The 25,434-nt window shown below is 38.5% G+C and carries 23 protein-coding genes; 9 read left to right on the top strand and 14 right to left on the bottom strand.

Translation table 11 applies throughout. The features are described 5' to 3' along the window. Positions 1-63 precede the first annotated feature (63 nt). Positions 64-570, top strand: coding sequence for a low affinity iron permease family protein (locus tag H9L23_RS14330; RefSeq protein WP_187591058.1), 507 nt, complete (start codon positions 64-66; stop codon positions 568-570). Then, the gene (locus tag H9L23_RS14325; protein ID WP_187591057.1) at positions 545-967 is read left to right on the top strand and encodes a GNAT family N-acetyltransferase; all 423 of its coding nucleotides are present in this window, start codon (positions 545-547) and stop codon (positions 965-967) included. Before H9L23_RS14330 ends, H9L23_RS14325 begins: the two co-directional genes overlap by 26 nt. 143 nt (positions 968-1,110) lie before the next feature. Here H9L23_RS14325 and H9L23_RS14320 read toward each other — a convergent pair whose 3' ends face one another. Both H9L23_RS14320 and H9L23_RS14315 read right to left on the bottom strand, forming a co-directional pair. Beyond that, positions 1,111-1,971: a hydroxymethylglutaryl-CoA lyase gene (locus tag H9L23_RS14320; RefSeq protein ID WP_187591056.1), complete on the bottom strand. Its 861-nt coding sequence runs from the start codon at positions 1,969-1,971 to the stop codon at positions 1,111-1,113. A 328-nt stretch (positions 1,972-2,299) separates the two neighbouring features. After that, positions 2,300-3,619 carry an NAD(P)/FAD-dependent oxidoreductase gene (locus H9L23_RS14315; RefSeq protein ID WP_187591055.1) on the bottom strand — a complete coding sequence of 440 codons (1,320 nt, stop codon included), beginning with the start codon at positions 3,617-3,619 and terminating at the stop codon, positions 2,300-2,302. Between the two features lie 169 nt (positions 3,620-3,788). On the opposite strand from H9L23_RS14315, the gene H9L23_RS14310 reads away from it, so the two are divergent. Beyond that, the gene (locus H9L23_RS14310) at positions 3,789-3,989 is read left to right on the top strand and encodes a hypothetical protein (protein ID WP_187591054.1); all 201 of its coding nucleotides are present in this window, start codon (positions 3,789-3,791) and stop codon (positions 3,987-3,989) included. A gap of 90 nt (positions 3,990-4,079) precedes the next feature. On the opposite strand, the gene secDF is transcribed toward H9L23_RS14310, so the two are convergent. From secDF to H9L23_RS14290, 4 genes are all read right to left on the bottom strand, one after another. Beyond that, on the bottom strand, positions 4,080-7,061 hold the full coding sequence (gene secDF / locus H9L23_RS14305; protein ID WP_187591053.1) for a protein translocase subunit SecDF: 2,982 nt from the start codon (positions 7,059-7,061) through the stop codon (positions 4,080-4,082). A 404-nt stretch (positions 7,062-7,465) separates the two neighbouring features. Beyond that, on the bottom strand, positions 7,466-7,975 hold the full coding sequence (locus H9L23_RS14300) for a dihydrofolate reductase (RefSeq protein WP_187591052.1): 510 nt from the start codon (positions 7,973-7,975) through the stop codon (positions 7,466-7,468). Positions 7,976-8,056: 81 nt separating this feature from the next. Beyond that, positions 8,057-8,428: a four helix bundle protein gene (locus tag H9L23_RS14295; RefSeq protein WP_029985751.1), complete on the bottom strand. Its 372-nt coding sequence runs from the start codon at positions 8,426-8,428 to the stop codon at positions 8,057-8,059. A 107-nt stretch (positions 8,429-8,535) separates the two neighbouring features. After that, complete coding sequence (locus H9L23_RS14290; RefSeq protein ID WP_187591051.1) at positions 8,536-9,330, bottom strand: thymidylate synthase; 795 nt, start codon at positions 9,328-9,330, stop codon at positions 8,536-8,538. Positions 9,331-9,599: 269 nt separating this feature from the next. Between H9L23_RS14290 and ispE the strand changes: the two genes are divergently transcribed. The 3 genes from ispE (at position 9,600) to H9L23_RS14275 (ending at position 12,299) form a co-directional block, all read left to right on the top strand. Continuing rightward, complete coding sequence (gene ispE, locus H9L23_RS14285) at positions 9,600-10,403, top strand: 4-(cytidine 5'-diphospho)-2-C-methyl-D-erythritol kinase (protein ID WP_187591050.1); 804 nt, start codon at positions 9,600-9,602, stop codon at positions 10,401-10,403. Positions 10,404-10,600: 197 nt separating this feature from the next. Next, a complete protein-coding gene (locus H9L23_RS14280; protein WP_187591049.1) occupies positions 10,601-11,017 on the top strand; it encodes an OsmC family protein in 417 nt (138 codons plus the stop codon). Between the two features lie 115 nt (positions 11,018-11,132). Beyond that, the gene (locus H9L23_RS14275; protein ID WP_187591048.1) at positions 11,133-12,299 is read left to right on the top strand and encodes a trans-sulfuration enzyme family protein; all 1,167 of its coding nucleotides are present in this window, start codon (positions 11,133-11,135) and stop codon (positions 12,297-12,299) included. Positions 12,300-12,472: 173 nt separating this feature from the next. Here the strand turns inward: H9L23_RS14275 and H9L23_RS14270 are convergent, their stop codons facing one another. Next, positions 12,473-13,726 carry a hypothetical protein gene (locus tag H9L23_RS14270; protein ID WP_187591047.1) on the bottom strand — a complete coding sequence of 418 codons (1,254 nt, stop codon included), beginning with the start codon at positions 13,724-13,726 and terminating at the stop codon, positions 12,473-12,475. A gap of 94 nt (positions 13,727-13,820) precedes the next feature. Continuing rightward, positions 13,821-14,426, bottom strand: coding sequence for a hypothetical protein (locus tag H9L23_RS14265; protein WP_187591046.1), 606 nt, complete (start codon positions 14,424-14,426; stop codon positions 13,821-13,823). A 65-nt stretch (positions 14,427-14,491) separates the two neighbouring features. Here H9L23_RS14265 and H9L23_RS14260 point away from each other — a divergent pair, with 65 nt between their 5' ends. From H9L23_RS14260 to H9L23_RS14250, 3 genes are all read left to right on the top strand, one after another. Next, positions 14,492-15,172, top strand: a complete 681-nt coding sequence (locus tag H9L23_RS14260; RefSeq protein WP_187591045.1) for a DNA alkylation repair protein — start codon at positions 14,492-14,494, stop codon at positions 15,170-15,172. Between the two features lie 156 nt (positions 15,173-15,328). Then, positions 15,329-16,051 (top strand): pirin family protein, encoded by a 723-nt coding sequence (locus tag H9L23_RS14255; protein WP_025143887.1) that lies wholly within the window; start codon positions 15,329-15,331, stop codon positions 16,049-16,051. Positions 16,052-16,110: 59 nt separating this feature from the next. After that, positions 16,111-16,416 (top strand): response regulator, encoded by a 306-nt coding sequence (locus tag H9L23_RS14250; RefSeq protein WP_187591044.1) that lies wholly within the window; start codon positions 16,111-16,113, stop codon positions 16,414-16,416. Positions 16,417-16,496: 80 nt separating this feature from the next. On the opposite strand, the gene H9L23_RS14245 is transcribed toward H9L23_RS14250, so the two are convergent. From H9L23_RS14245 to tgt, 6 genes are all read right to left on the bottom strand, one after another. Then, the gene (locus H9L23_RS14245) at positions 16,497-16,883 is read right to left on the bottom strand and encodes a GxxExxY protein (protein ID WP_187591043.1); all 387 of its coding nucleotides are present in this window, start codon (positions 16,881-16,883) and stop codon (positions 16,497-16,499) included. 154 nt (positions 16,884-17,037) lie between these two features. Next, on the bottom strand, positions 17,038-17,322 hold the full coding sequence (locus tag H9L23_RS14240; RefSeq protein ID WP_187591042.1) for a LapA family protein: 285 nt from the start codon (positions 17,320-17,322) through the stop codon (positions 17,038-17,040). Between the two features lie 4 nt (positions 17,323-17,326). Further along, positions 17,327-20,131, bottom strand: a complete 2,805-nt coding sequence (locus tag H9L23_RS14235) for a hypothetical protein (protein WP_187591041.1) — start codon at positions 20,129-20,131, stop codon at positions 17,327-17,329. A gap of 2,159 nt (positions 20,132-22,290) precedes the next feature. Then, on the bottom strand, positions 22,291-23,169 hold the full coding sequence (locus tag H9L23_RS14230; protein WP_187591040.1) for a DMT family transporter: 879 nt from the start codon (positions 23,167-23,169) through the stop codon (positions 22,291-22,293). Between the two features lie 2 nt (positions 23,170-23,171). Next, entirely contained in the window at positions 23,172-24,275 is a 1,104-nt protein-coding gene (locus tag H9L23_RS14225) for an LptF/LptG family permease (protein ID WP_025143892.1), read from the bottom strand. A 1-nt stretch (position 24,276) separates the two neighbouring features. Next, positions 24,277-25,407 (bottom strand): tRNA guanosine(34) transglycosylase Tgt, encoded by a 1,131-nt coding sequence (tgt, locus tag H9L23_RS14220; RefSeq protein WP_025143893.1) that lies wholly within the window; start codon positions 25,405-25,407, stop codon positions 24,277-24,279. Positions 25,408-25,434 lie beyond the last annotated feature (27 nt).

Genomic DNA, 25,434 nt, shown 5'->3' with positions numbered 1-25,434 from the left:
TGGGTTTAAAAACTTATGGCGTTTTTGTTTGTTTTATGGTTATATTTAAGCAAACAAATTGTGATGGCAAAATCTAAAAACGAAACCAGGAAAAATAATTTTTTTGAGAAATTCGCTAATGCGGCAACCAAGTTTACGGGCAGTTCTGTTGCATTTATTGCGGCAACCGCTATCGTAATTATTTGGGCAGTAACCGGGCCTTTGTTTAACTATTCTGAAACCTGGCAGTTGGTGATTAACACAGGGACAACAATTATTACATTTTTAATGGTTTTCCTGATCCAGAAAGCACAGAATAAAGACGGTAAGGCCATTCAGCTAAAACTGAATGAACTGATTGCAGCACAGCAGGGGGCAAGTAACCGGATGGTGGATATTGAAGACCTGAGTGAAAAAGAACTGGATCAGTTACATAAATTTTACGTTACGATTGCTACACTTGCCAAAAAAGAGGCCGATATTCATTGTTCGCATTCGATAGATGTAGCCAAAGAGCTTAACGAAATGAAATTAAAATCGAATAAACACTTTAAACACCACGATAATGAGTCTGCACGTTCAAAAAGTTAACCACCCTGAGGATTTAGATAAAGTATTTGCTATACGTAAAATTGTATTTGTAGACGAACAAAATTGTCCGCCGGAACTGGAGTGGGAGCATGAAGATGAATCCATACATTTTTTGGCCACCAATAACGGACAACCTTGTGGTGCCTGCAGATGGCGTAAAACTGATGCTGGCTATAAATTAGAGCGTTTTGCTGTTTTAAAAGATTTTAGAGGACAGGGGGTAGGTCGTGCATTAATCGCCGAAGCTTTATCCGACCTGCCTGAGGATGCGCATTATATTTACTTAAACTCGCAACTGGATGCCATGAGCTTGTACGCCAAATTTGGTTTTGTGGCTGAAGGAGATCAGTTTGAAGAAGCTGGTATACAGCATTTTAAAATGGTGAAAAAGGTGTAGTGATCAATTACATTTAGTTCCACCGTCATCTCTGCCGGAACGCAGTGGAGCGGAGAGATCTACCTTGAGATAGATTTCTCGGCTTCGTTTCACCCGATAGCTATCGGATCCGCTCGAAATGACGAACCTTAGGCAAAACAAAACTACCCAAATACCTTCCCCGATAATGCCATCGCCTCATTCCATTTACCCATATTTAAATTGAGGTTTTCGCCTTTTGCATTCAAATAGTCAATAACATCCTCAGTAGCGATGTTTCCTGTTAAATCATCAGCTGCCATAGGGCAGCCGCCAAAGCCTTTTAATGCTGAATCAATGCGTTTAACACCGGAAAGATATGCGGCTTCAATCTTTTCGAACCGCTCAGCGGGAGTGGAGTGTAAATGGATCCCAATTTCTGTATTACTAAATCTTGAAATTAGTTTAGGTAATATACTTTCAATCTTTTCTGGCGTAGAAACACCTACAGTATCAGCTAAAGATAAAATTTCTACGCCTTTGTCAACCAAAACATCCGCCCACTTCTCTACAATTTCATAATTCCACTCATCATCATAAGGGTTTCCAAAGCCCATGGATAGATAGACAACAGCCTTTTTATTGTTTTTTGCACAAACTGAAAGCATTTCTTCAACCGTATTTAATGATTGTGAGATACTCGAATTGGTATTGCGCTGTTGGAACGTCTCAGAGATCGAAAAAGGAAAACCTAAGTAATCAATCGCTCTGTGTTTAACTGCATCTTCTACGCCCCTTAAATTAGCTACAATGGCCAACAACTTAGTAGAAGTGTTGTTAAAATCCAATTGTGCTAAAACTTCTGCTGTATCGGCCATTTGCGGAATGGCTTTAGGTGAAACAAAACTTCCAAAATCAAGCGTATCAAAACCCACCTGAAGCAAAAGATTTAAATATTCGGCTTTAAGCGCTGTAGGCACAAAATCGTGTAATCCCTGCATCGCATCGCGTGGGCATTCTACTAATTTGAATTTATTATGGCTCATACTTTTGGTTTAACCGCAAAGTGCGCAAAGTTTTTCGTAAAGAAAAGAAGGATGCATTGTTTTATTGTTCGATGGTTATATTGTTGATAGTTCCTGGTGTTCATTGCCATGATGCTTAACCAGTTTGTCACTATTAACAATTAAGCAATTGAACAATTAGACATTTTACACCAATCAACCGATTAACCAATAATTCACTTCTCAATTGGCACTTTGCAGTTAACAATTGATCAATATAACAATTAAGCAATTGAACAATAGTAAGATTAGACATTTAGCATCAATTAACCGATTTAAACAATTAACCAGTTAACCATTAGAAAACGGACTAATGAACTTCATCCGGAACTTCCTCCCTGTAATCCACACTTCGGTCTTTCGCAAAGGTTCTGATAATTAAACGCGTTCCGCGGTCGTAGCTGAAATAACTCCAAAGCCAGTTTACGAAAACAATAATTTTATTACGGAAACCAACTAAGGTCATTAAATGCACAAACATCCATGTAAACCAGGCAAAAACGCCCTGAAAACGGATTTTACCAATATCTACCACTGCTTTGTTCCTGCCTACAGTAGCCATAGAGCCTTTATCGAAGTATTTAAATTTCTCTAAAGGTTTATTTTCTTTAATGTTGATCAGGTTTTTAGCAAGATGGTGTCCTTGCTGGATAGCTGCCGGCGCAACCCCAGGGTGACCGTTTGGTGTTTCTTCGTCGATGATGGCGGCCACATCACCAATTGCATAAATATTCTGATAACCTGCTACCAGATTTTGGGTATCGGTTTTTAATCTTCCTCCACGCACCACCTCAGCTTTATCTAAACCGGCTAAAACTTCACCTTTAACACCGGCACTCCAGATTACTGTTGAACTTAGAATGGCTGGTTTATCCTGTAAGTTAAGGGTGTGGCCATCATAACCAAGTACCCTGGTTTCATTCATCACCTGAACGCCCATATCAGTAAGGAAATCTTTGGCCTTTTTCTGCGCCTGTGGAGACATTACACCTAATAATTCAGGAGAATTTTCGACCAGATAAATATTCACTTTACTTAAATCCATTTCCGGATAATCATTGGGAATAACGTGTTTTTTAAGCTCTGCAATGGCCCCCGAAGTTTCAACACCTGTTGGACCGCCACCAACTACCACAAAATTTAGTAGTGCACTTTTTTTATCTGCATCTTTTTCAATCAGCGATTTTTCGAAATTTTGTAAAATCAAACTCCGTAAATCCAATGCTTCGGGGATCGATTTCATTGGCATCGAATTGGCTTCTATTTCTTTATTGCCGAAGAAATTACTGGTAGAGCCAGTGGCAATAACCAGGTAATCGTAATTAACCCTGCCTACATCGGTTTGTAAACAATTTTCTGCCGCATTTACTTCGGTAACTTTGGTTACACGGAAAATGAGATTCTTTTGTCCTTTAAAAATCTTACGTAGAGGAAAGGCGATAGAATCGGCTTCTAAACCACCCGTGGCTACCTGATAAAGTAATGGTTGAAAGGTATGATAGTTATGTTTATCGAGCATAACCACCTGAAAAGGTTTGTTTTTTAAGCGTTTAGCTAACTCAATCCCACCAAATCCGCCACCAACAATCACTACTCTAGGGTATTCGCTTTTAGGAAGTTGTAAATCCATTCTGTATCGGTTTATCTATTGCAATGTAACAAAAAGATAGCCAAAAGGTTTAAAAACTGAGGTTTTGGCCACTATTTCAGTTGATTGATTAATATATAACGCTGGTATGACGAAGGTGGGTTTTTGGAAGTGTTGAGCAGCTAACCGATGTTAAACAAACCTGATAGAAATGGAAATCCTTTTTAATTTGCAGCAACCCGAAAATCTTGTCATGCTGAGGCACGAAGCATCTGCAACCGATGAAACAGATGCTTCGTGCCTCAGCATGACAGTGCCAATTAAAAAGATTGGAATATATAGCAGGACTATGGGAACCGAAGAACCTCAGGATTTGCTTTTCAAAATAAATAAAAAGCTTTGTGTCTTTTAAACCTCGCAGGTTTTTAAAACCTACGAGGTTTGGCACAAAAAAAGCGCTCCGATAAATCGAAGCGCTTATATATTTTAAGATTTTTTGATCTTATTTTTTTTCAGCTGAACTACCCAAATCGATTACGATAGGAGTAGAGATACATAATGATGAATAGGTACCAATAATACGGCCGATTAACAATGCGAAGATGAATCCGCGGATGCTATCACCACCGAAAATAAAGATTACCAATAATACGAAGAATACAGTTAATGAAGTTAAAATGGTACGGCTTAAGGTACTGTTTAACGCGAAGTTGATTAAATTGTTACGCTCTTCGCCATGTAAATCTTCTTTACCAGCTTCTTTTAGTTTCTCACGGATACGGTCGAACACAACAACGGTTTCTGTCATGGTGTAACCCATTACTGTTAAAATTGCTGCGATAAAATCCTGACCGATTTCTAATGAGAATGGCATAATACCATCTAAAATAGTGTAGAAAGATAATACCATTAACACATCATGGAATAAGGCGATTACCGCACCTAAACCATACTGCCATTTTTTGAATCGTACAACGATGTAGATAAACATGAACAAACATGAGATCAATACCGCATAGAAAGCACCGTTTACGATATCGCTGGCGATAATCGGCGTTACTTTTTGTGAGCTTACGATTTCAAATTTAGAACCTGATAAACCTTTGTTTAAAGCATCTTCTACAACTTTATCAGTTTTAATGTCCTGATCTTCGATGTGGAAAGTAGTGGTAATTTTTACCTGACTGTCTTCACCTGCAGTTTTAACCTCTGGGGTTTCGTTACCGAAAACCGGAGTTAATTTTGATTTTAAATCTTCAGTGTTAACTGCTTTATCGAAGTGAACCAAATAAGTTCTACCACCTTTAAAGTCAACACCAAGGTTTAAACCACCGTTTTTGAAGTACATACCAATACCAGCCACAATAATGATGGTAGAAATGATGTAATAAATTTTACGACGGCCAACAAAGTTGAATGCTAAGTTTTTAAATGCATTACGGGTTAAGCTGTTATCGAAGTTGATTTCGATTTTACGTGTTAATAACGATTCGAAAACTACTCTTGAAATGGCTACAGCAGCAAATAATGATGAAAGGATACCAATACACAATGTAGTGGCGAAACCTTGAACCGGACCGCTACCAAAAGCATAAAGAATAGCTCCTAAGATGAATAAGGTAACGTTTGAGTCGATGATTGATGGCATTGCATGTTTGAAACCTTCTTTAATGGCAACACCAATGCTTTTACCATGTGCAAGTTCTTCACGTACACGTTCAAAAATCAGGATGTTCGCATCAACCGATAAACCTATGGTTAATACGATACCAGCGATACCAGGTAAAGTTAATACAGCGCCTAACGATACCAGAATACCGATTACGAAGAATAAGTTGATTAACAATGCAAAGTTAGCAACCCAACCTGCACGGTGATAATACAACGCCATGAAGATTAAGATTACAATAAACGCGATTACGAAAGAGATTAAACCATCGTGAATAGCTTGTGCTCCTAAAGTAGGACCAACAATGTAGCTACCCGCAATACGTGCAGGAGCAGGTAATTTACCAGCCTTTAAGATGTTTGATAAATCTTTTGTATCTGCCTGTGTAAAGTTACCAGTAATTGAAGATACACCACCAGCAATTTCGTTCTGAACGGTAGGAGCAGAATAAACCTGGTTATCTAATACAATAGCAATAGATTTTTTGTTGTTTGGATCAGCAGCAGCTTCAGCAGTAATTTTTTTCCATTTAGCAGAACCTTCACTGGTCATGTACATGGTTACTTCTGGTTTACCTTTTTGATCAAAGTCAGCACGCGAATCGCTTATTGCCTCGCCACCTAAATCTGGTTTACCATCAGCACTTACTACTTTAATGGCATACAATTCGAAAATTTTAGAACCTTCTCTTGGTTTAACACTCCACATAAATTTCATCGTAGATGGAATAGATGCAGCAACTTCAGGAAGTCTTAAATATGAGTTTACTTTAGCAGTATCTTTTTGTAACGACATACCAACAACTGCACCTGGCATTAATTGTTGTTGTCCGTTTTGTCCTTGGTAAATTGGAAGGTTAAGAACAGCATATAATGGGTTAGATTTTACTAACTCAGCCCTAACCGCTGTAGAATCTTTTTTACCTAAACCAGCAAGTTTACCGCCTTTAGCGGTACTATCTTTAGCTGCAGCTTTTTCTAAGCCCGCTAATTTACCGCCAGCTGCAGGAGCAGCAGTTGTATCTTTAGTTGCAGGAGCATCAGCTTTTAATGTTGCTGCTAAAGTTTTATTGATGTTTTCTAACAAAGGCGCAACTTCCTGTACCTGGTATACCTGCCAGAACTGTAATTCTGCAGATCCTTGTAAAAGTTTAGCAATACGCTCTTTATCCTGCACACCTGGCATTTCGATTAAGATACGGTTACTGCCTTCTTGTTTTTGCATGTTCGGACTTACTACCCCGAAACCATCAATACGCGAACGTAATACAGTAAACGAACGGTCGATAGCGCTGGTTGCTTCTTTTTCTAAGAAAGATTCAACATCGCCATTGCTTGCATTTGGTTTTAATTGCGAAGCATTATCCTGATTTGAAAAATAATCAGCAAGTTTTACACCCGGACTTAATTTTTCAAATTCGTTAACGAAAATCTTGATGTAGTCTTTACCGCCAGCGTTTAACTGGATCTGTGCGTTTTGAACTGCTTTGTTGAAGTTGGCATCAGTAGGGTTGCCCGCTAATGATTTAACCAGTTCAGCTAACGATATCTCCATCGTTACATTCATTCCGCCTTTTAAGTCTAAACCCAAATTGATTTCTTTGGCTTTTACTTCTTGATAAGTAAACCCAACAACTGGATAAACTTTCTCGGTACTCATCGAATCTAAGTAAGCCTTTTCTTTGGCTAAGTCACCTTTCGCATAGTTTTTTGCGTCTTTTTCTACCTTGGATGCTACCAAAGTAAAAGAAAGTGCATACGCACAAACGATAGCCAATACTATCGCTATAAACTTAATAAAACCTTTTCCTTGCATTGTTTGTTTAAAATAATTTGTCTTTCGCTGTTTTTTAACAAGTCGGCAAATCTAATTAAATTTTTAAATTATAGAACCCCTTAATTGATAAATTATTAACATTAATTTTTATCAGGCAATAATCCTCTAATATTCATTAAGCAGAATTCATTTCAAAGGGCCAGTTTTAGGTTCAAATTGATTTGGAAAGCAATTGTAGCATCTTTCCCTCTGTGAGCGCTAAGATATATTATAGATTTTTTATTGAAAAGCAATACCTGCGTTTCTTCGGTTCCGATAGTCCCGCTGTCCGTTTTATCCCGATGAAGAATCGGGATGCCCACTACCATCGGGTTTAGCTGGCAAGGGGAGAATCGGAATAGCTTATAAAATAAATTCTTCGCGTTATTTGCGGTTAATTTGAGCTAAATTCGTGCTAACACCTCAAATGTATAATCGTACTTATTCTTTTCGTCGGCTTTATGGGTTTCACTGCTGATTACTTTCCAATCATTCCCGTCAATTTCTGGGAAAAATGTATCAGCGTCGAAAGTATGGTGGATGGTGGTTAAATACAGTGTATCTGTTTTTGGCAAGGCCTGGCGATAAATCTCTGCACCACCAACAATAAACACTGGTTTTTCTTCGGTTTTGGTAAGCGCTAAGGCTTCATCCAGACTGTTTACCACTTCAACACCCTCGATCTTTAATTCAGTGTCTCTGGTTATTACAACGTTCCTGCGATTGGGCAATGGTTTGCCAACAGAATCGAAGGTTTTTCGCCCCATAATAACTGTATGGCCAGACGTAGTTTGTTTAAAAAACTTTAAATCGGCAGGCATGTGCCATAAAAGCTGGTTGTTTTTGCCTATTGCGTAATTTTTGCCAATTGCTACGGCTATTGAAAGCGAAGGGATTTTTGGTTCATTGGTCATTAGTCATTTGTTTATTGGTGTTTTGCAGGGCGTATTAAGCAAAGTTTGTTAGGCCAGATTCCGACATGCATAAACGACGAGTTAAAATTTATTTAGATTTTTGCCGATATACTTAATGTAAGCATTCAGTTTTAAGTGCATAGTTTGTAGTTCGGCATAAAGTTCTGAGTAACAATCTTCAGATATTAAATTCCTGTTTTTTGATTTCCTCAGAAATGATTTTACTTCCAAGATCGAGCCCCGGCTATAGTAACAAAAGTTTTTATTCTCTTTAAAATGATACCGGCCATATCCTTCGGCAATGTTTGCACTGATAGAATCAGCCGCCCGGCATATTTGTTTTCCTATGGTATCTTTTGCGAAATAATCCCATCCCATAACGATATCCCAGATTTTATCAGAAATCAGTTCTGAAAGATTATAGACTTCTAAATCCTCTAATTTATAATTCATTTTTTTCAATTTAAGTGAATTTATATATCGGGATGATTTATAAAAATCAGATGTTCTATTCTGCACCCAAACAAATGAACCAATGGCTAATGACCAATGAACAAATATTATACTGCTACAATACCTTTAATATGTGGATGAGCCTCGTAGTTCTCCAGTGTAAAATCTTCAAACTTGAAATCGAAGATGCTTTTTACATCGGGATTGATTTTCATAGTTGGAAGCGGTTTAGGCTCGCGGCTTAATTGTAGGTTGGCCTGTTCGATATGGTTATTGTATAAGTGCGCATCGCCAAGGGTGTGGATAAAATCTCCGGCCTGTAAACCGCAAACCTGTGCCACCATCATGGTAAGTAAGGCATAAGAGGCAATATTGAAAGGGACGCCCAGAAAAATATCGGCACTGCGCTGATACAGCTGGCAGCTTAATTTTCCATCTGCTACATAAAACTGAAAAAAAGCATGACAAGGAGGCAAGGCCATATTTTCGATTTCGGCAACATTCCATGCTGAAACAATGATCCTGCGCGAATCAGGATTGTTTTTGATCGTGTTGATAATATTTGTAATCTGATCAATGTGCTGGCCATCAGGTGTGGGCCAGCTTCTCCATTGCGAACCATAAACCGGTCCGAGGTTGCCGTTTTCATCCGCCCATTCGTCCCAGATACGTACACCATTATCTTTAAGGTATTTAATATTGGTATCGCCTGTTAAAAACCAGATCAGTTCATGAATAATAGATTTTAAATGCAGTTTCTTTGTGGTTACCATAGGGAAACCTTCCTGAAGGTTAAAACGCATTTGATAACCAAAAACGCTTATTGTTCCCGTGCCGGTACGATCGTGTTTTTGAGCGCCATGATCAAGCACATGCTGCATTAAATCTAAATATTGTTTCATACACCCCAAACCCCTTGAGGGGCTTTTAAATTGTAAATAATTAATAAAATACAAATATCTAAAATTTATCAGGTGTTATAAATCATTTTAATGTTTAATTGTTAACATCGGTTGTGCGTAATTGTGGCGTGCCATCCGGATGTTTAATTCCGGCGTGTAGTCACGGCGTGAAGCCGCGACCTACATAAAATTTGTATGTTTGCAAATGAGACGGCTGCTGGTTTCGGCACCATGGACTCAGGACTTATGACTCACGACTCAGGACTAAAATGCTATCTTTTCCCAACGCAAAAATAAACTTAGGCTTAAATATCACCGAAAAACGTGCTGATGGTTACCACAACCTCGAAACCATTTTTTATCCCATCAATATTAAAGATGCGGTCGAAATTACCGATGCGGATATAACCTCGTGCAAAATACATGGTGTCGATATTCCTGGTGATGCGAACGATAACCTCTGTTTTAAAGCCTATCAGTTGATAAAAAAGGATTTTGATATCCCTGCACAGCAGATCAATTTGTTAAAAAACATTCCGGTAGGTGCAGGATTGGGGGGGGGCTCGGCAGACTGTGCATTTGTGATCAAGTTGCTGAATGAGAAGTTCAGTTTAGGTTTGTCGGTTGAGAGAATGGAAGATTACGCCCGCCAGCTAGGTGCCGATTGTGCTTTTTTTATCGAGAACAAACCTGTTTACGCATTTAACAAGGGCGATGAATTTGAAAAATGTGAAATAGATTTGTCAGCCTGGTTTAAAGTTTTGGTAAAACCGCCCGTACATGTAAGTACAGCCGATGCTTATGCGCATGTAAAACCTCAGAAACCTTTGCAATCGTTAAAAGAAATCATACATTTGCATCCAACAACATGGAAATATAAGGTTATCAACGATTTCGAACCATCCGTTTTCGTTAAATATCCCCAAATTCGTCAAATAAAAACCAGTTTATACGATGCAGGCGCAACATTCGCTTTAATGAGTGGTAGCGGTTCGTCGGTTTTTGCATTGTTTAGCCATCCCGTTAAATTGCCAGAACTGGAAAAAAATAACTTAGTATTTTATGGTATTTAGGCAAAGCGTATGGCGCATGGCGTTTGAATAGCAGATAAGGTTGGAAGGTTGAAGGTTGGAAGGTTTTGGGCGCCTAATATGTCTTGTGCCTCAAATCTCACATCTGGATACAATTATAAATAAATTTAAATAGAGGTTGAAGATATAAGGTGAGTATAGTCTCAAATCTCATATCTAGCATCTCAATACTAAATAAGATGAACATTAATCTAATCCGCAAAAGCGGTAAATTTAATTTTGAAGCAGAAAACGAAAGCGGTTTTACCGTAGAGTTGGATGCAAAGGCTGCAATAGGCGGCGAAGGGAAAGGTTTCAGGCCAATGGAAATGTTATTGATTGGTTTAGGTGGCTGCAGTGGGATTGATATGGTAAATGTATTAACCAAACAGAAGGAACCCCTTGATGATGTTAAAATTGCCATAAACGCGACGCGTAAAGAAGAAGAAATGCCGCCGATTTTTGACGTAATCAACATTCATTTCGACCTTTTTGGCGATTTAAGCGTGCCAAAGGTAGAGCGTGCATTACAAATGACTTTCGATAAATATTGCTCGGTATCTAATATTTTAGGCCGGTCTGCAACAATTAACTTTACTTATAAAATAAATAAATAGAAAGGTAGAAGTATAACGGTATCAAGTATCTAGTATCAAAACGGAAAGACATTTTTGATACTCTACTCTTGATACTTGATACTAACAACTTGATACTAAATCTTGACACTAAAAAATGAAATCCGAAAATTTTGAAACCATAGCTATACGCACTCAAACAGAACGCAGCCTGCATAAAGAGCATTCATCGCCAATTTACCTTACTTCGAGTTATAAGTTCGAAGATGCTGAAGAAATGCGTGCTTTGTTTGCCAACGAAAAAGAGGGGAACGTTTATAGCCGTTATTCAAATCCAAATACCTCAGAGTTTATTGATAAAATGTGCCTTTTGGAAGGTGCTGAAGATGGTTTTGCAACTGCTACTGGTATGGCGGCCATTTTTACCACTTTTGGTGCTTTCTTAAAAAATGGCGACCACCTGGTTTCGAGCCGTTCGGTTTTTGGTTCAACGCATCAATTGCTGACCAATGTTTTTTCTAACTGGGGAGTAACTTTTGATTATGCAGATTTAGATAAACCACAGGACTGGGAAGCACTGATCAAACCAAACACCAAAATGATTTTTGTAGAGACGCCATCTAATCCGGGTATCGATATCATCGATCTTGAATTTTTAGGTGATTTAGCGAAAAAACACAATTTATTGCTGGTGGTTGATAATTGTTTTGCCACACCATATTTGCAACGTCCGATTGAACTTGGTGCACACATCTCTATTCATTCGGCTACCAAGTACATTGATGGACAAGGCCGTGTTTTAGGTGGTGTTATTTTAGGTACAAAAGAACTAATTGCTGATGTTATTGGTTTTGCCCGTCACAGTGGACCCGCACTTTCACCTTTTAATGCCTGGATTTTATCTAAAAGCCTAGAAACTTTGGCCATCCGTATGGACCGTCATTGCGAAAACGCCTTAAAAGTGGCCGAATATTTAGAAAAGCACCCAAAAATCAAACTGGTGAAATATCCGTTTTTGCCATCGCACCCACAGTATGAAATTGCCAAAAAGCAAATGAAACAGGGTGGAGGTATTGTAACCATTGTGGTTGATGGCGGTATAGATGCGGCACGTAAATTTATGGACCGTTTAGAAATGTTCTCTATTTCTGCAAACCTTGCCGATACACGTTCAATTGCTACACATCCTGCAACCAGCACTCACAGTAAACTAACCGAAGAGCAAAGAAATGAAGTAGGTATAGAACAGGGATCTATTCGTTTATCAATCGGTTTAGAGCATATTAACGATATTTTAGCTGATATTGAGCAGGCTTTAGCTTAAGGTATGCTATCGTCATTTCGACCGTAGTGGAGAAATCTTTGTACTACGTTAAAAGATTTCTCTCCCGAAAGTTCGGGACTGCGCTTCAGTCGAAATGACGACCTTTCTCAACTTGATGAATTCGGGATAGATTTAAATTACGATACAGCCTCTTTTTTATTTGATTATCGCTTCTATTCGTATTTCGAGAAATCAACTGCGAATATGCAACGGTTAACCTGACTGCCATTATTAGCACCAGCGTTGGGTTCGAATTCTGTTAAACTCCATAGGTATCCATATTGTGCTTCAAGATATAACGATTCGGAGCCATAAGGCCACCTGTACCTCACCGTATTGGTATCTCCATCGGTATACCTTGCCAAACGGGCGGTAGATCCGTACGATTCGCTGGGTGATCCCGTACAAGAAAGCCAGGTTCTGTTGCCTTTTCTGAAAACGCCCTGTATCCCATGGGCATGATCGGACGCAAACAGACTGTTTTTAGGGGTTACTGTTTGTATACCGGAGTTTTGCAATTCACCAGAGGCATTGATCGGAAATCCGAATATTTTGGGTACAATTGAGGCATCAGCACTGCCAGCATAATATTGGCCCGTCCATAGCTGGTTGTTTTCGTAATTTACCTGTACGGTAGAAAACGGACTAGCATCATTGATTTTATAATAACCTATCTGTGGGAGGATATACCTGTAATTAAAAGCATAAAGGTTACCACTGGCATCTTTGCCACATTTATTTTCGGTGCCGGTTCCAGCGCTTACTTCGATAATTTTATCTAAATCGAATACCCTTAAGCCTAAACTTGTGCTGCTTAAATAAATTTTGCCATTAAAATAAGCGATTCCGCCTGCATGTACATTTAATGGTGCATAAGAGCCGTATTGTGTATAATCTAACGTTCCGGTTGGCAGGGTAGGCTGTACCAGTAAAATGTGCCTATAAGTTAAGTAAGTGGCCGAACTTGGACTGATGTCGATAAGGCTTATCCTCGATCCTTTGCTCTCTGCAGCATCTTTAGCATACCAGCTCACCAGTAAATAACGCACACCATTCCTGGAGAAACCGGCAATACCTTGCGGGCGCCAGATAGAAGTGGTTTCATCATCTTCATTCCATCTGATACCCCTTACCCTGTTTTCTTCCGGCACGTTAAAGCCGTATACTTCAGTGTAAGAATTCCCGCCAATCGCCTGGCGGTTTTTATCCAGCTGTGTTGGGTTTAGAAAAGTAAAACCGGTGTTAATGTAAGCCGAAGTATTGGTATAGGCATTTACACTTACAGCCGCGCTCACTGCTGAAGTAGCCATTAGCATATTTTTGTTTTGAACCGTTGCGCTGCCCTGTTCTTCAGTTATAGTGTTCTTTTTGCACGAAAATGCGAACAGGCAGGAGGCTAATAGCATCCAGATGATGTTTTTTTGCATGAGTTTATAAGGTTGATTGTTCTGGTTAAATTGAAGCAAGTTTAATGTGTAGATATAAACTTAAAGCTGAAACCGTGTTAAGGATTGGTTATGTTTAGTGTTGTGGCTGATTTAAGTTATATGCCTGTCGATTAATGCCGAAAGGGGCTTCAATGTTATTTAAAAGTACCTCCGAAGACCAATTTGCTGTTCCGGAGGTACAAAAATGTACTTCTGAAGTAGAAAGAATAAGTTCGGAGGTACAAAAATGTACTTCGGAAGTAGAAAGAATAAGCTTAGAGGTACAAAAATGTACTTCGGAAGTAGAAGGAATAGGCCCGGAGGTACAAAAATGTACTTCGGAAGTAGAAAGAATAGGCCCGGAGGTACAAAAATGTACTTCGGAAGTAGAAAGAATAAGCTTGGAGGTATAAAAAGGCACTTCGGAAGTAGAAAGAATAGGCTTGGAGGTATAAAAAGGTATTTCGGAAGTAGTAAGAATAAGCTCGGAGGTACAAAAATGTACTTCGGAAGTAGAAAGAATAAGACCGGAGGTACAAAAATGTACTTCTGAAGTAGAAAGGATAAGCTCGGAGGTACAAAAAGGTACTTCGGAAGTAGAAAGAATAGGCCCGGAGGTACAAAGATGTACTTCGGAATTAGAAAGAATAGGCTCGGAGGTACAAAAATGTACTTCGGAAGTAGAAAGAATAGGTTTCATTCAATAAACAGGATCATTTGAAATAAATCCGTAGTGAAGCGGAGCAGAAAAACTAAATTCGAATCATGAAAGACATTGAATTTATCCTTTCCGAGCTGCAATCCATCAGTGAACCCGATTACCTGAAGAAAATGGCCCATTTTAGGATCGATATTTCAAAGGCTTTCGGTATTCGCGTGCCCAATATCCGGAAGTTGGCGAAACAGATCGGTAAAAATCAGGAGCTATCTTTATTGCTCTGGAAAACCGGATTTCACGAAGCCCGTCTTTTAGCCACATTCATTGGCGATTATAAACAAGTAACAGAAATGCAAATAAACACGTGGACGAAAGATTTTAGTTCATGGGATATATGTGATCAGGCTTGCGGAAATCTTTTCGTTAAAACGCCTTATTTTAAGTCGAAGGTTTTTGAATTTGCAGCGGCTGAAGCTGAATTTGTAAAACGTACCGGTTTTGTGTTGATGGCCGAGGCAGCTGTTCACCTTAAAAAAGAACCTGATACAACTTTTCTAGGTTTTCTTCCGGTAATTGAAAGAGAAGCTTATGATAACCGGAATTTTGTTAAAAAAGCAATCAACTGGGCGTTGAGGCAAACTGGCAAGCGTAATACTTTTCTGCATGGGCAGGCCATCCAAACTGCAAATAATATTCTTGCCCAGAAAAATAAAAAAGCAAACTGGGTAGCGTTAGATGCGTTAAGAGAACTTAACAGCGATGCTGTATTGGCTAAAGTTGGTTCTTAGGCCATATCAAGCGCTCTCCGCCAAACGCTCTATGCTCCACGCCCTCCGCCTAACGCTCTACGCCCTCCGCTTAACGCTCTCTCACTTCTTACCCTACATCAATGCACAGCAAGCCTTACAGTATTAACTTTGTATCATAAATAAGAAAGGAAATTTATGTCACAGTTCATTTTGCACAAAGAAAACACCCGCGGTCATGCTAATCATGGCTGGTTAAATGCACATCACTCATTCAGTTTTGCAAACTACTACAATCCTGAAAGGATGCACTTCGGGGTTTTAAGGGTTTTAAATGATGACTTGATTGATGGTGGTATGGGCTTTGGTAGTCACCCACACGATAACATGGAAATTATTACCATTCCATTGGCCGGTGCAATTGCACACAAAGATAGTATGGGAAATTCTGCGGTAATTAAAAATGGAGAAATCCAGGTAATGAGTGCCGGAACAGGAGTTAGTCATAGCGAGTTTAACGCAAATGCAGGCGAGCAATTGAATTTATTGCAGATCTGGTTGTTTCCGAACAAGAAAAACGTTACGCCACGTTATGATCAACAGACTTTAGATGTTGCTGCCCGTCACAATAACTTTCAGCAGATCTTATCGCCAAATGCAGATGATGCCGGCGTTTGGATCCATCAGGATGCCTGGTTTTCGTTAGGCAATTTTGATGAAGGTTTTGAAACCGAGTACAAAATCAAAAAAGCTGGTAATGGTGTGTATGCATTCGTTATCAGTGGAGAAGTAACCATTAACGGACAAGTGCTTAGTAAAAGAGACGGATTAGGGGTGTGGGATACTGATAGCATCAGTTTTAAAGCCAATACTGCAGGAGCAGAAGTTTTATTAATGGATATTCCAATGGAGTTGAACTAGAATAATTTAACCAAACCCCGAAGGTTTTAAAACCTCGGGGTTTTATTTATTTAAAAATTATGCAAACCAACATACTTTATATCGGCAGGGATACTGAAATTACCGTTGTAATGAACCGCCTGTTAAATGCCAGACCAGAATGGAAAGGAATCTGTGTATGCACGGATGATGAAGCTATTGAGATTTGCCAAAATCAGGAAATTGATTTGGTATTGCTGGGAAACGGCATTGATGCAGCATGTGAGGAAGTGCTAAGGGCAAAACTGACCGGGCTTAAACCAGACTTAAAAATTATTCAGCATTATGGTGGGGGTAGTGGACTATTGTACGGCGAAATCATGACTGCGCTTAGCCAGGATTTTTAAGATGATAGGATTTCAAGATCAGGGTTCATAATATTGCCTTTTAAAACATTTGATCTTATCATCCTTAAATCATACCAATCCTAGCTCTTGTTATCCGGGTGCTTTGTATTGTAAACTCTCTTGAAAGTCAAGCTCCGACTTCCAAAATTAATCAATAATCCTACCGGTAGTTTATAAGCTTCGAGGTAATTGATGGCTTGTGCGAGGTGGGCATCATTTAGTTCGGATACAGCTTTTAATTCGACCATGATTTCGTTTTCGACAAAAAAATCTACTCTTCTAAAACCGATTTTTATATCCCGATAAAAAATGGTCATTGTCATTTCTTCCTTATAGGTTAATTTGTCAATTCCCATTTCAATACCCAAAGCCCTTTGATAGATCTTTTCCTGAAAACCCGAACCTAAATAAGAATGGACTCTCATTGCACAGCCAATAATTCGCCCGGTTAAATCTCCGTATTTCATATTAATAAATTAAAATTTACTATAAGAAATAGGGATGTTATTTATAACTAAGTTAAACTATAAAATTTTGAAATCCAATAATAATGAAACATCATAATCCGGAAGCGCTGAAGCACCAGGATCCTAAAATCCAATAATCCTACTAATCCTGGCTTTAGCTAATGTACTCTCGATCCTCGTCGCTTAAAGTATTTTTCTTTTCTGTCGTTGGTTGATTCCTTTCGATCTCATCATCGTAACTGCTTACTGTTTTCCTCGGACGGCCTACCACGAAGCCGATGATAAAACCTACGATGATACAAACACCAATAACTATCAGCTTGGACACCTGAACGTCGTTTGCAACTATAAAGTTAAATGGCACCTCATCACTATTTAGAAATAAAAAGGCTGTCAGCAATGCGGTCAAAATAATAATCGAAATTGTTTTTGCGCTCATGGTTTTAAAAGCTATAATTAAATGAAAACTCTAATATCGGATTTTGATTGTAAATCTGGTTGACAAAAACCAATCTCGCCCCTAAATCTACAACAGGTTGATAGCGCAAAAGGTTTACGCTCGTGTTCAATTCTACGCCATAAGTTTTTGGATCGTTAAAGGTTGTGCCCTTGCCAATGTTCTCATAGTGGCAAAATAAGCCTGCCCTAAAATTTCTTACATAAGCCAGCGGACCCAACTCCCAATCGGGAAAGGCAAATGGAAAGCGGTAGTTAAAAAGTAAGCTATTCTGCAGTTTGCTTTTTGCTAAGATGTTGTTGTACCCATACACGGTTGCAATCTCTGTTGCATACTGGTTTACCCCGCTTGCTTTTTGGTAATTAAAGCTTGCCAGAAAGGAATGATTTTTAGCAAGCCCTGGAAAGTAAAGAAAACTTTCGAGCGCCAAAATTTCTCCTCCTAAATTTTTGTCGAATGGCTGGTGATCGTAACTTACCCTGAACACCTGCGCCCACTTTGGTGCAATGTCTCTTTCGGTTGTACGCACACTGTGGTTGAAAGTGAAATTATACTCCATCGGGAATTTGAGTTCGCGGATAAAATTGGTTGGCATGTTTTCGGGCATGTACCTTTGCGTAAAACTCGTTGCCGCATTTAGCGTAAAAGCATAGTTCTCATTGCGGGTATTAAACGATAACGGAAGCGATGCATTAAGCTTGATATAGTTCTCCCGCCAGTCGCCTTGCTGTATCACATTTTTAGCCCTGTAGAACGTTCTTTTCGGACGGTTGCGGTACAACACACTAAATACGGGATAGAGCGCCTTATAGCTGATGTCTGCGGTGTACTCGAAACGCTTTAAATCGCGGTGGTATTTTGCACCCGAGTAAAAGTCCATCGTGTTAAGCAGGTTGTTTGATTGCAACTCCAGACCAAAAACATATTCATTATCAATTACCGGAATAATGCTGTGGATGCTGAAAAGATTTAAAGCCTGATGGTAACGTTTAGATTGGTAAGTGCTATCCGGTATTTTGTCGAAAACATTCCCAACGTTTTCCTGCTTTTCTGCTGCGGCCGAAAAATCAACAAAGTTATTTTCTCCAACAGGTTTTTCGGTGATGTTGGTTTCGGCAATTTCGTAACCGTTGATTTTATAATCACTAAAAATGATTTTTCCATCACTGGTTTCGGTAGGATTAAAGGCGCCGTACTTAGATGCGCTGAGTGCGGTGATTTTTTTTGAAGCAGGATCAATCCCGTAAATATTATCGATGCCATTAAAGTGTGCATTGAAAATAATTTTATCATTAATAAAAACCGGGCGACTGAGTTGTTGTCTGCTGTTTGAAATCAATGCTGATTTTTTTTCTCCGTCAATCAACCATAAACTTTTTCCTTTTTCCGTTACACCGATATAAGCAATTTTGTTTCCGGTTTTATCGAAGGCTGGTGTTTGCAGGATTTCATTTTCCGGATTTGGATAGGCCTTTAAAATTTTCCCTGAAGCAGCATCGATCTCTACCAGGTTGAACTGGTTGTTGAGTTCAACTTTGGCTGCAATAATTTTCTTTCCATCCTCAGAAAGACTAGGGGAGAAGAGCCTGCTTTTGCTGCTTAGTTTATTGAATTTTTTTGTCTTTAAATTGTAAGAGCAAATTACGCTGTAACTTCTCTGTTTGTACCTCGGATCGTAACGGATTTCATCCCAAACCAGCAGGTCGTTTTTTAAGCTGAACCAGGGCTGTTCCTGATAGCCGATTCCGAATAATTTTTGCTCCGATTTATCTTCGTTAATGATCACAAAATAACGGGCATCAGTCTTGCTTTCTTTGAGTGCTAAAATCTGGTTTTGATTGATTCTGACTGGTAAGAAATAATTCGTGGCCAATGAGGTTTTTTTATTTAAACTTTCATAGTTTTCTGAAGCAGATTTTTCTTCCTGTATTTTCCATTTTTCGGCAAGCTTATTTTGGGTGGCTAGAAAATATTGTCGCGTATTTTCTCCGGTGTATTTTTTTAAACTTTTCGAAAAGGGGTAAGGTCTCACTGGTCTTTTTCTGATGTCGCCAAGTAAACTGTCGGAAATGAACTGACCATATTTTTCCTTCATGTCTGCCACCATCAAATATCCGGTTTGGTAGTAGCCTGGTGTTACATCTTTGTTCGAGCCAAAATAGGCTTTGCTGTAGGTGAATTTTTTGCCTTCCAGAATTGAGGCCCGGTAAGGCATAATCCAATTCGGCTGCCGACCCCTGCCCGAATAGGTTAGCGCCGTTTCGTTAACCACCGCATCACCTTCGAAAAACCATGTAGGTATACCTGCCCCAAAGTAGGCAAAGTAAACCAGCTCCGGAAAAGGGTGAGCCTGTGTTCCTGTCAATTTGTCAAACTGTGCGATGTGCCTGAGCTCATGTACAGCGAGGTTATTCAGCCAATCCTGACTGTCGAAAAATTGGGGTGGTGTGGCATAGAATTCCGACTTCTTCGGCCCTAGCTGAACAAAGCCGTTTGCTACCGTTCCGCGGTTCTGTAAGAGGAGTGGGATGGAAGTTTTTTGTTGCCTTAAACCCAACCCAATTTTGGTGTAGATGAAGGGTAGGGTATTGGCCATTCTTTGGGCTTCTTTCTCCAGTTCTACAGGATAGATGATTTTAAAGCCTCCTGATGAAATGTAGTTCCATTTTACACTAAGTGGGTTTTGTGCAGTGCTGAAAATTTGCCCAAAAACCGATGGTGAAACAAAACTTAAGGTAATCGCACTTAAGTACTTGATAATTAGTTTTTTGTTTGCTTGTTTTAAATTCATCTAAAATCTTTGCTAAAATATTTAGTTTTTTAAATTTTGTAGGTATTCTAAAAAGTGAATTTTTAATTTATATTAAATAACTTAAATAACTGATTTTTAAATATTAATGTAATTTATGTAAATTCATTAATTGTTTGTTTTATTATAATTTTTAACCTGATTTTACGTCTGGTTTAAGCACTTTGTTATATTTTTTATTGACTCAGCTTTATTGATTTAATTTACACTTATTAATCGATTTTCCCTGAAAATTTTTGCGGCTTTTTAAATTCTAACATGAATTTTTGAATGAGGTCTCAGTCCTTGAAGTTGAGCCTGAGGCTAGCGGATTTAAGCGTTCTTCCTTATGAATTATAGGAGTTGGGGATTATCCGGAATATTTAATTGCATAGTGAAAAACTTATGCTGTAAAATGGATTTTTTAACAGTTTGAAATTTGATTTTTAAAGCCCTTAACGCTGTAAATTTATACTGCCGAATTTCTAAATTGATGCAGATTTAAAATTCTGTTTTATTGAGGTGATGATATTTTTATGACAAATTGTCTTTACTTTTAATCGCTTAATTCAGGCTGGTTTTTTCATCATGAGGCCTGGATTTAACTTTCAAAATTTGTGATTTCCAAATCCAGATGGTTTCTGATGTTATCATTTAGCGTTTAAAAACTCAGTTTTTTATGATTTAAACCAAGGTTTTAGCATTAAAATTCACTTCTGAATTTACTTCAGGTGGTGAGATTTGTATGTTTTTTTAATGTTTTTAGGGCTTAAATCTCCAGTTTTTTGACTGGATAATGCGATTTCCTTGCGATATTCTCGGGTAAACAGCTTTTGGAAATCTTTTTTTGAAGAATTTGTTTTTAAGCTAAAAATAGCTTCTATTGTCGTTTAAAGGCGGTTTTTAATTCGTTTTGCTATTGTTTTTTTAAACAAGCGAATTGGTCAAATTTTACTGCTTTTTAAGCTATTTAGCCTAAACTTGAGTAAATAATTAGCTTGGTTTTTCGACTTTTTTTATAATTATCATGTCTGCAAAATCTAAATTTTTCAGTTGAAAATGGGTAGTTATATAAGTTGCTGATAAGCTGATTGAAGGTATTAACATTCGCCAGTTTGTGTTAATTATGGTTATCTGGTTTTCATGCTACTATGATAGTAATCTCTTTTTATCTGAAAATGTAAACTGGATTTTAGCTGGTTTATATTCCGATTTTATATTGGTATAGCTAGTAATTTTTAAAGCATTTTTGTAAAAATTTAACCTTAATTATTTGGTTTTTTTACATGCTTCATGTGGTACGTTTTATCTACTTTTTGTAAATATTTTTTATGCTGTTTTATAAACCTTATTCTGAGCTTTTTTTATTCTTAAATAGTGTTTTTTTTGATTTGATTTTTATTTAAAGTATTTGTTGTTTTTGTTGATTAATCACATGGATTTTTGTTATGATTTTATTCCATTTATCTGTTGGTTTTGATGTTGTTTTTAGGTTTTTAAATTCTGCTGTTTTTACAGGTGTTGGGATGTAGTTTTATTTTGATTTTTTATCCATTAATAAAGTGTTGTTACCGGTTTGGCTTAAGGCACTTGTTTATCATTACAAGGTGCTTCTCTTTTGCCTCATTTAGCCTCATTTTTTTTAAAATAAATCCCAATCTGCGTTTGATGGATTAATGAAAAAATAATCAATCTATATGGGCTTGTATTGATGTTTTTTACTTTGTTTAATTAGAGTTGTCGTCATTTCGAGCGGACCCGATAGCTATCGGGTGTAACGTAGTCGGGAACCCGAAGGCTCTGCGAAGAAAAATCTGCCTGGATAGATCGCTTCATTTCGCTACGCTACGCTCGAGGTGACGCTCCGTTTTTACCAGGTTGTTAGTGATAGTGTATTACAGATTCTTTGAATTTGTAAATGTTTGATGAAGCAAAATTAGTCTAAAGAGATCTCTTCACTTCGCGTTGATCCGGTCGATATGACGCCCCATTTTTATAATGGCTGTTGGTGGTAAAGGGTACAGATTCGTTGAGTTTCTGAATGCTTGATGAAGCAAAATTAGCCTGGATGGGTTTCTCCACTTCACCGTTGTTCCGGCCGAGATGAGGCCCCGTTTTGATGGAAGTTGTAGTATTATTGTTGTGTAGTTACTAATTGGATTCTACAGCTTATTCTTTCTCTTTTTGTAGATCGGATATAAGAATATCGAGCCTAAAATAATCGTTGCTCCGATATAAAAACCACCTGTCATCTGTTCTTTATTCTGAAAAAAAATGAAGGCCAATACAATGCCGTAAACAGGTTCCAGGTTTGTAATTAAAGCTACCCTGAAAGCAGATAACGTTCGCATAACAGCAACGCCTGCAACATAAGCAACCGATGTACAAAGCGTGCCCAGAAGCGCCAAATAGAACCAGTTTTTTGCACTCAGATTAAAGTGTGTGTGTAGCAAAGTTCCATCATATAAGCGGTATATGGTGATCCAGAAAAGCGCACCCACCAGCTCGTAAAAACCAATAATCGAAGGCTCACTTTTTTGCACTAACGTTGAATTGATGGTAGAGAAAAGACTTGATGCCACTGCTGCCAGCAATCCGAAAATTATCCCCAAAGTATATTGACCTTCGAATTTAAAGATCATATAGATGCCTAAAATAATCAATAAACCGATCAGGATATCGCCCATTTGTATAGGCTGTTTTTTAATCAACGGCTCTAAAATCGCAGTGAATAAAGTGAAAGAAGAAAGGCATACCAAGGTAACCGAAACGGTAGAGACTTTGATGGCATGAAAGAAAAATATCCAATGGATGGCGACAATTCCGCCTGTTAAAAAGAATTGCAAAAACTGTTTTTTCGTAACCTTAATATTCTTTTTAGTGATGAGGAACCAGGCGAAAAGAGTTGTAGATGCAATCAATACCCGGTACCAAACCATGGGCACGGCATCGATCGAAATTACTTTTCCAAGCACGCCTGTAAAGCCCCAAACAAATACCGTAAGATGAAGAATGAGCAGATTCTTTTTGGTAGCTTCCATTGCTATTTTGGTGCTTTCCTCAATAGATAAAATCCTAGCAGCCCAAAGAAGAGCGTAGGCATAATAACAGCTGCAAACGGAGGTAATCCACCTTTTGTAGAGAACATCTGTGTAAACTGATTAAACACGATATAAGCGAAGCTAATAAAGATTCCGATACCTAATGATACGCCGACACCTCCGCGAACTTTACGTGATGACAATGCCACACCGATAAGCGTTAATACGAAGGCCGAAAGTGGGTGCAGGTAGCGTTTATATTTTTCAAACTGAAGATCGTTCATTACACCTGTTCCACGGATTTTTTCTTTTCTGATTTTCTCCGTTAATTCCTTTGTGGTTAAATTTTGTACTATATTATCGTAGGCAGAAAAATCATCCGGACGCATATCCAGAATAGTATCTTTTAGTTTCCCGTTACCGTAAATCATCGTTTCTTTGAGCCCATCAATCTTACGGATCGAGTAATTAGTTAGTTGCCATTTACGCTTAAGCGAATCCCATTTAATATTCTCGGCAACGATTTTTTTAGTCAAAATATCACCGTTAAAATTGTCAAGAGAAAAGCGGTACCCCGAATTCGTTTTGTTGTCGAAATTATCAATGTAGATGTAAGTTTTGTCATCCAGTTTCATGTGGATATTCGACTTTGTGGAAGGGTCGTTACGTTTTACGTAGGTATTTTCGAAACTGTTTTTTAGGGTATTGGTATAAGGAAGGATATATAAATTAGATACCAGGTTAGCGGAGAAAATGATGGTAGCCGATACCAGGTAAGGAAATAAAAAGCGGTTAAAACTTACGCCTCCACTTAAAATCGGAACAATTTCTGTTTGATCGGCCATCTTCGCCGTAAAGAAAATTACCGCAATGAAATTGATCAGTGGCGAAAGCATGTTCACGTAAAAAGGAATAGAACCGGCATAATATTTAGAGAGGATTCCCCAAAAACTCAGTCCGCTTTTCATAAAATCATCCATCTTTTCAGATAGGTCGAACACCACAATAATGATTACGAAAATGGCCAGGGTATATATAAATGTACCCAGGTATTTACCGATAATGTACTGATCGATGATTTTTATCCTTCCTTTTAACAGACTCATTTTATAGCTTATTGCCTAATATTTTAACCATTTTGTTTTTCCACTCGTAAAATTCACCAGCAATAATCTTTTCTCTGGCCTGTTTTACCAGCCAAAGATAGAAATGTAGGTTATGTAAGGTAGCAATTTGTGCGCCAAGCATCTCCTTGCTGTGCACCAAATGCCTTAAATATGCTTTACTGGTTACCTGATCAGCATGTAAGTCGCTTTCTGCATCCAATGGAGAAAAATCGTTCTCCCATTTCTTGTTTCTGATGTTAATAATCCCGTTTCTGGTAAAAAGCATCCCGTTTCTTGCATTTCTTGTTGGCATTACACAATCAAACATATCAACACCTAATGCAATGTTTTCTAAAATATTGATCGGCGTACCTACACCCATTAAATAACGCGGTTTTTCTACTGGTAATATATCGCATACCACTTCTGTCATCGCGTACATCTCTTCTGCGGGCTCACCAACCGATAGTCCGCCTATGGCATTGCCTTCGCGGCCCATGCTGGCAATAAATTCTGCAGATTTAATACGCAGATCTTTATACACCGAACCCTGAACAATAGGGAATAACGTTTGGTCGAAACCATATTTAGGTTCTGTCGTATCAAAACGTTCACAGCAGCGTTTTAACCAACGGTGCGTCATTTTTATCGATTGCGCCGCATAAGTATAGTCGCAGGGGTAAGGTGTACATTCATCAAAGGCCATAATGATATCAGCACCTATGGTGCGCTGGATATCCATTGCATATTCAGGTGTGAAAAGGTGTTTTGAGCCATCAATGTGTGAGTGGAAAGTAACGCCTTCTTCCTTAATTTTACGAACTTTACTTAAAGAATACACCTGGTAACCACCACTATCTGTTAAAATTGGACGGTCCCAGCCAATAAATTTATGTAATCCACCTGCTTGTTCCAGGGTTTCTAAACCTGGTCTTAAATAAAGGTGGTAAGTGTTACCCAGAATGATTTTTGCGTCGATATCATCTTTAAGTTCGCGCTGATGTACGGCTTTTACCGTTCCGGCAGTGCCCACAGGCATAAAAATAGGGGTTTGTATTTCGCCATGGGCTGTTGTTACCGTCCCGGCCCTGGCTTTTGATAGTGGATCGTTAGCCTGTAAACTAAATTTCATAATGTGTTTTTTCTCGTCAAAAATCTG

This window comes from Pedobacter roseus, assembly GCF_014395225.1.
Classification (GTDB): domain Bacteria; phylum Bacteroidota; class Bacteroidia; order Sphingobacteriales; family Sphingobacteriaceae; genus Pedobacter; species Pedobacter roseus.
This window is presented reverse-complemented; position numbering and strand designations above follow the sequence as displayed.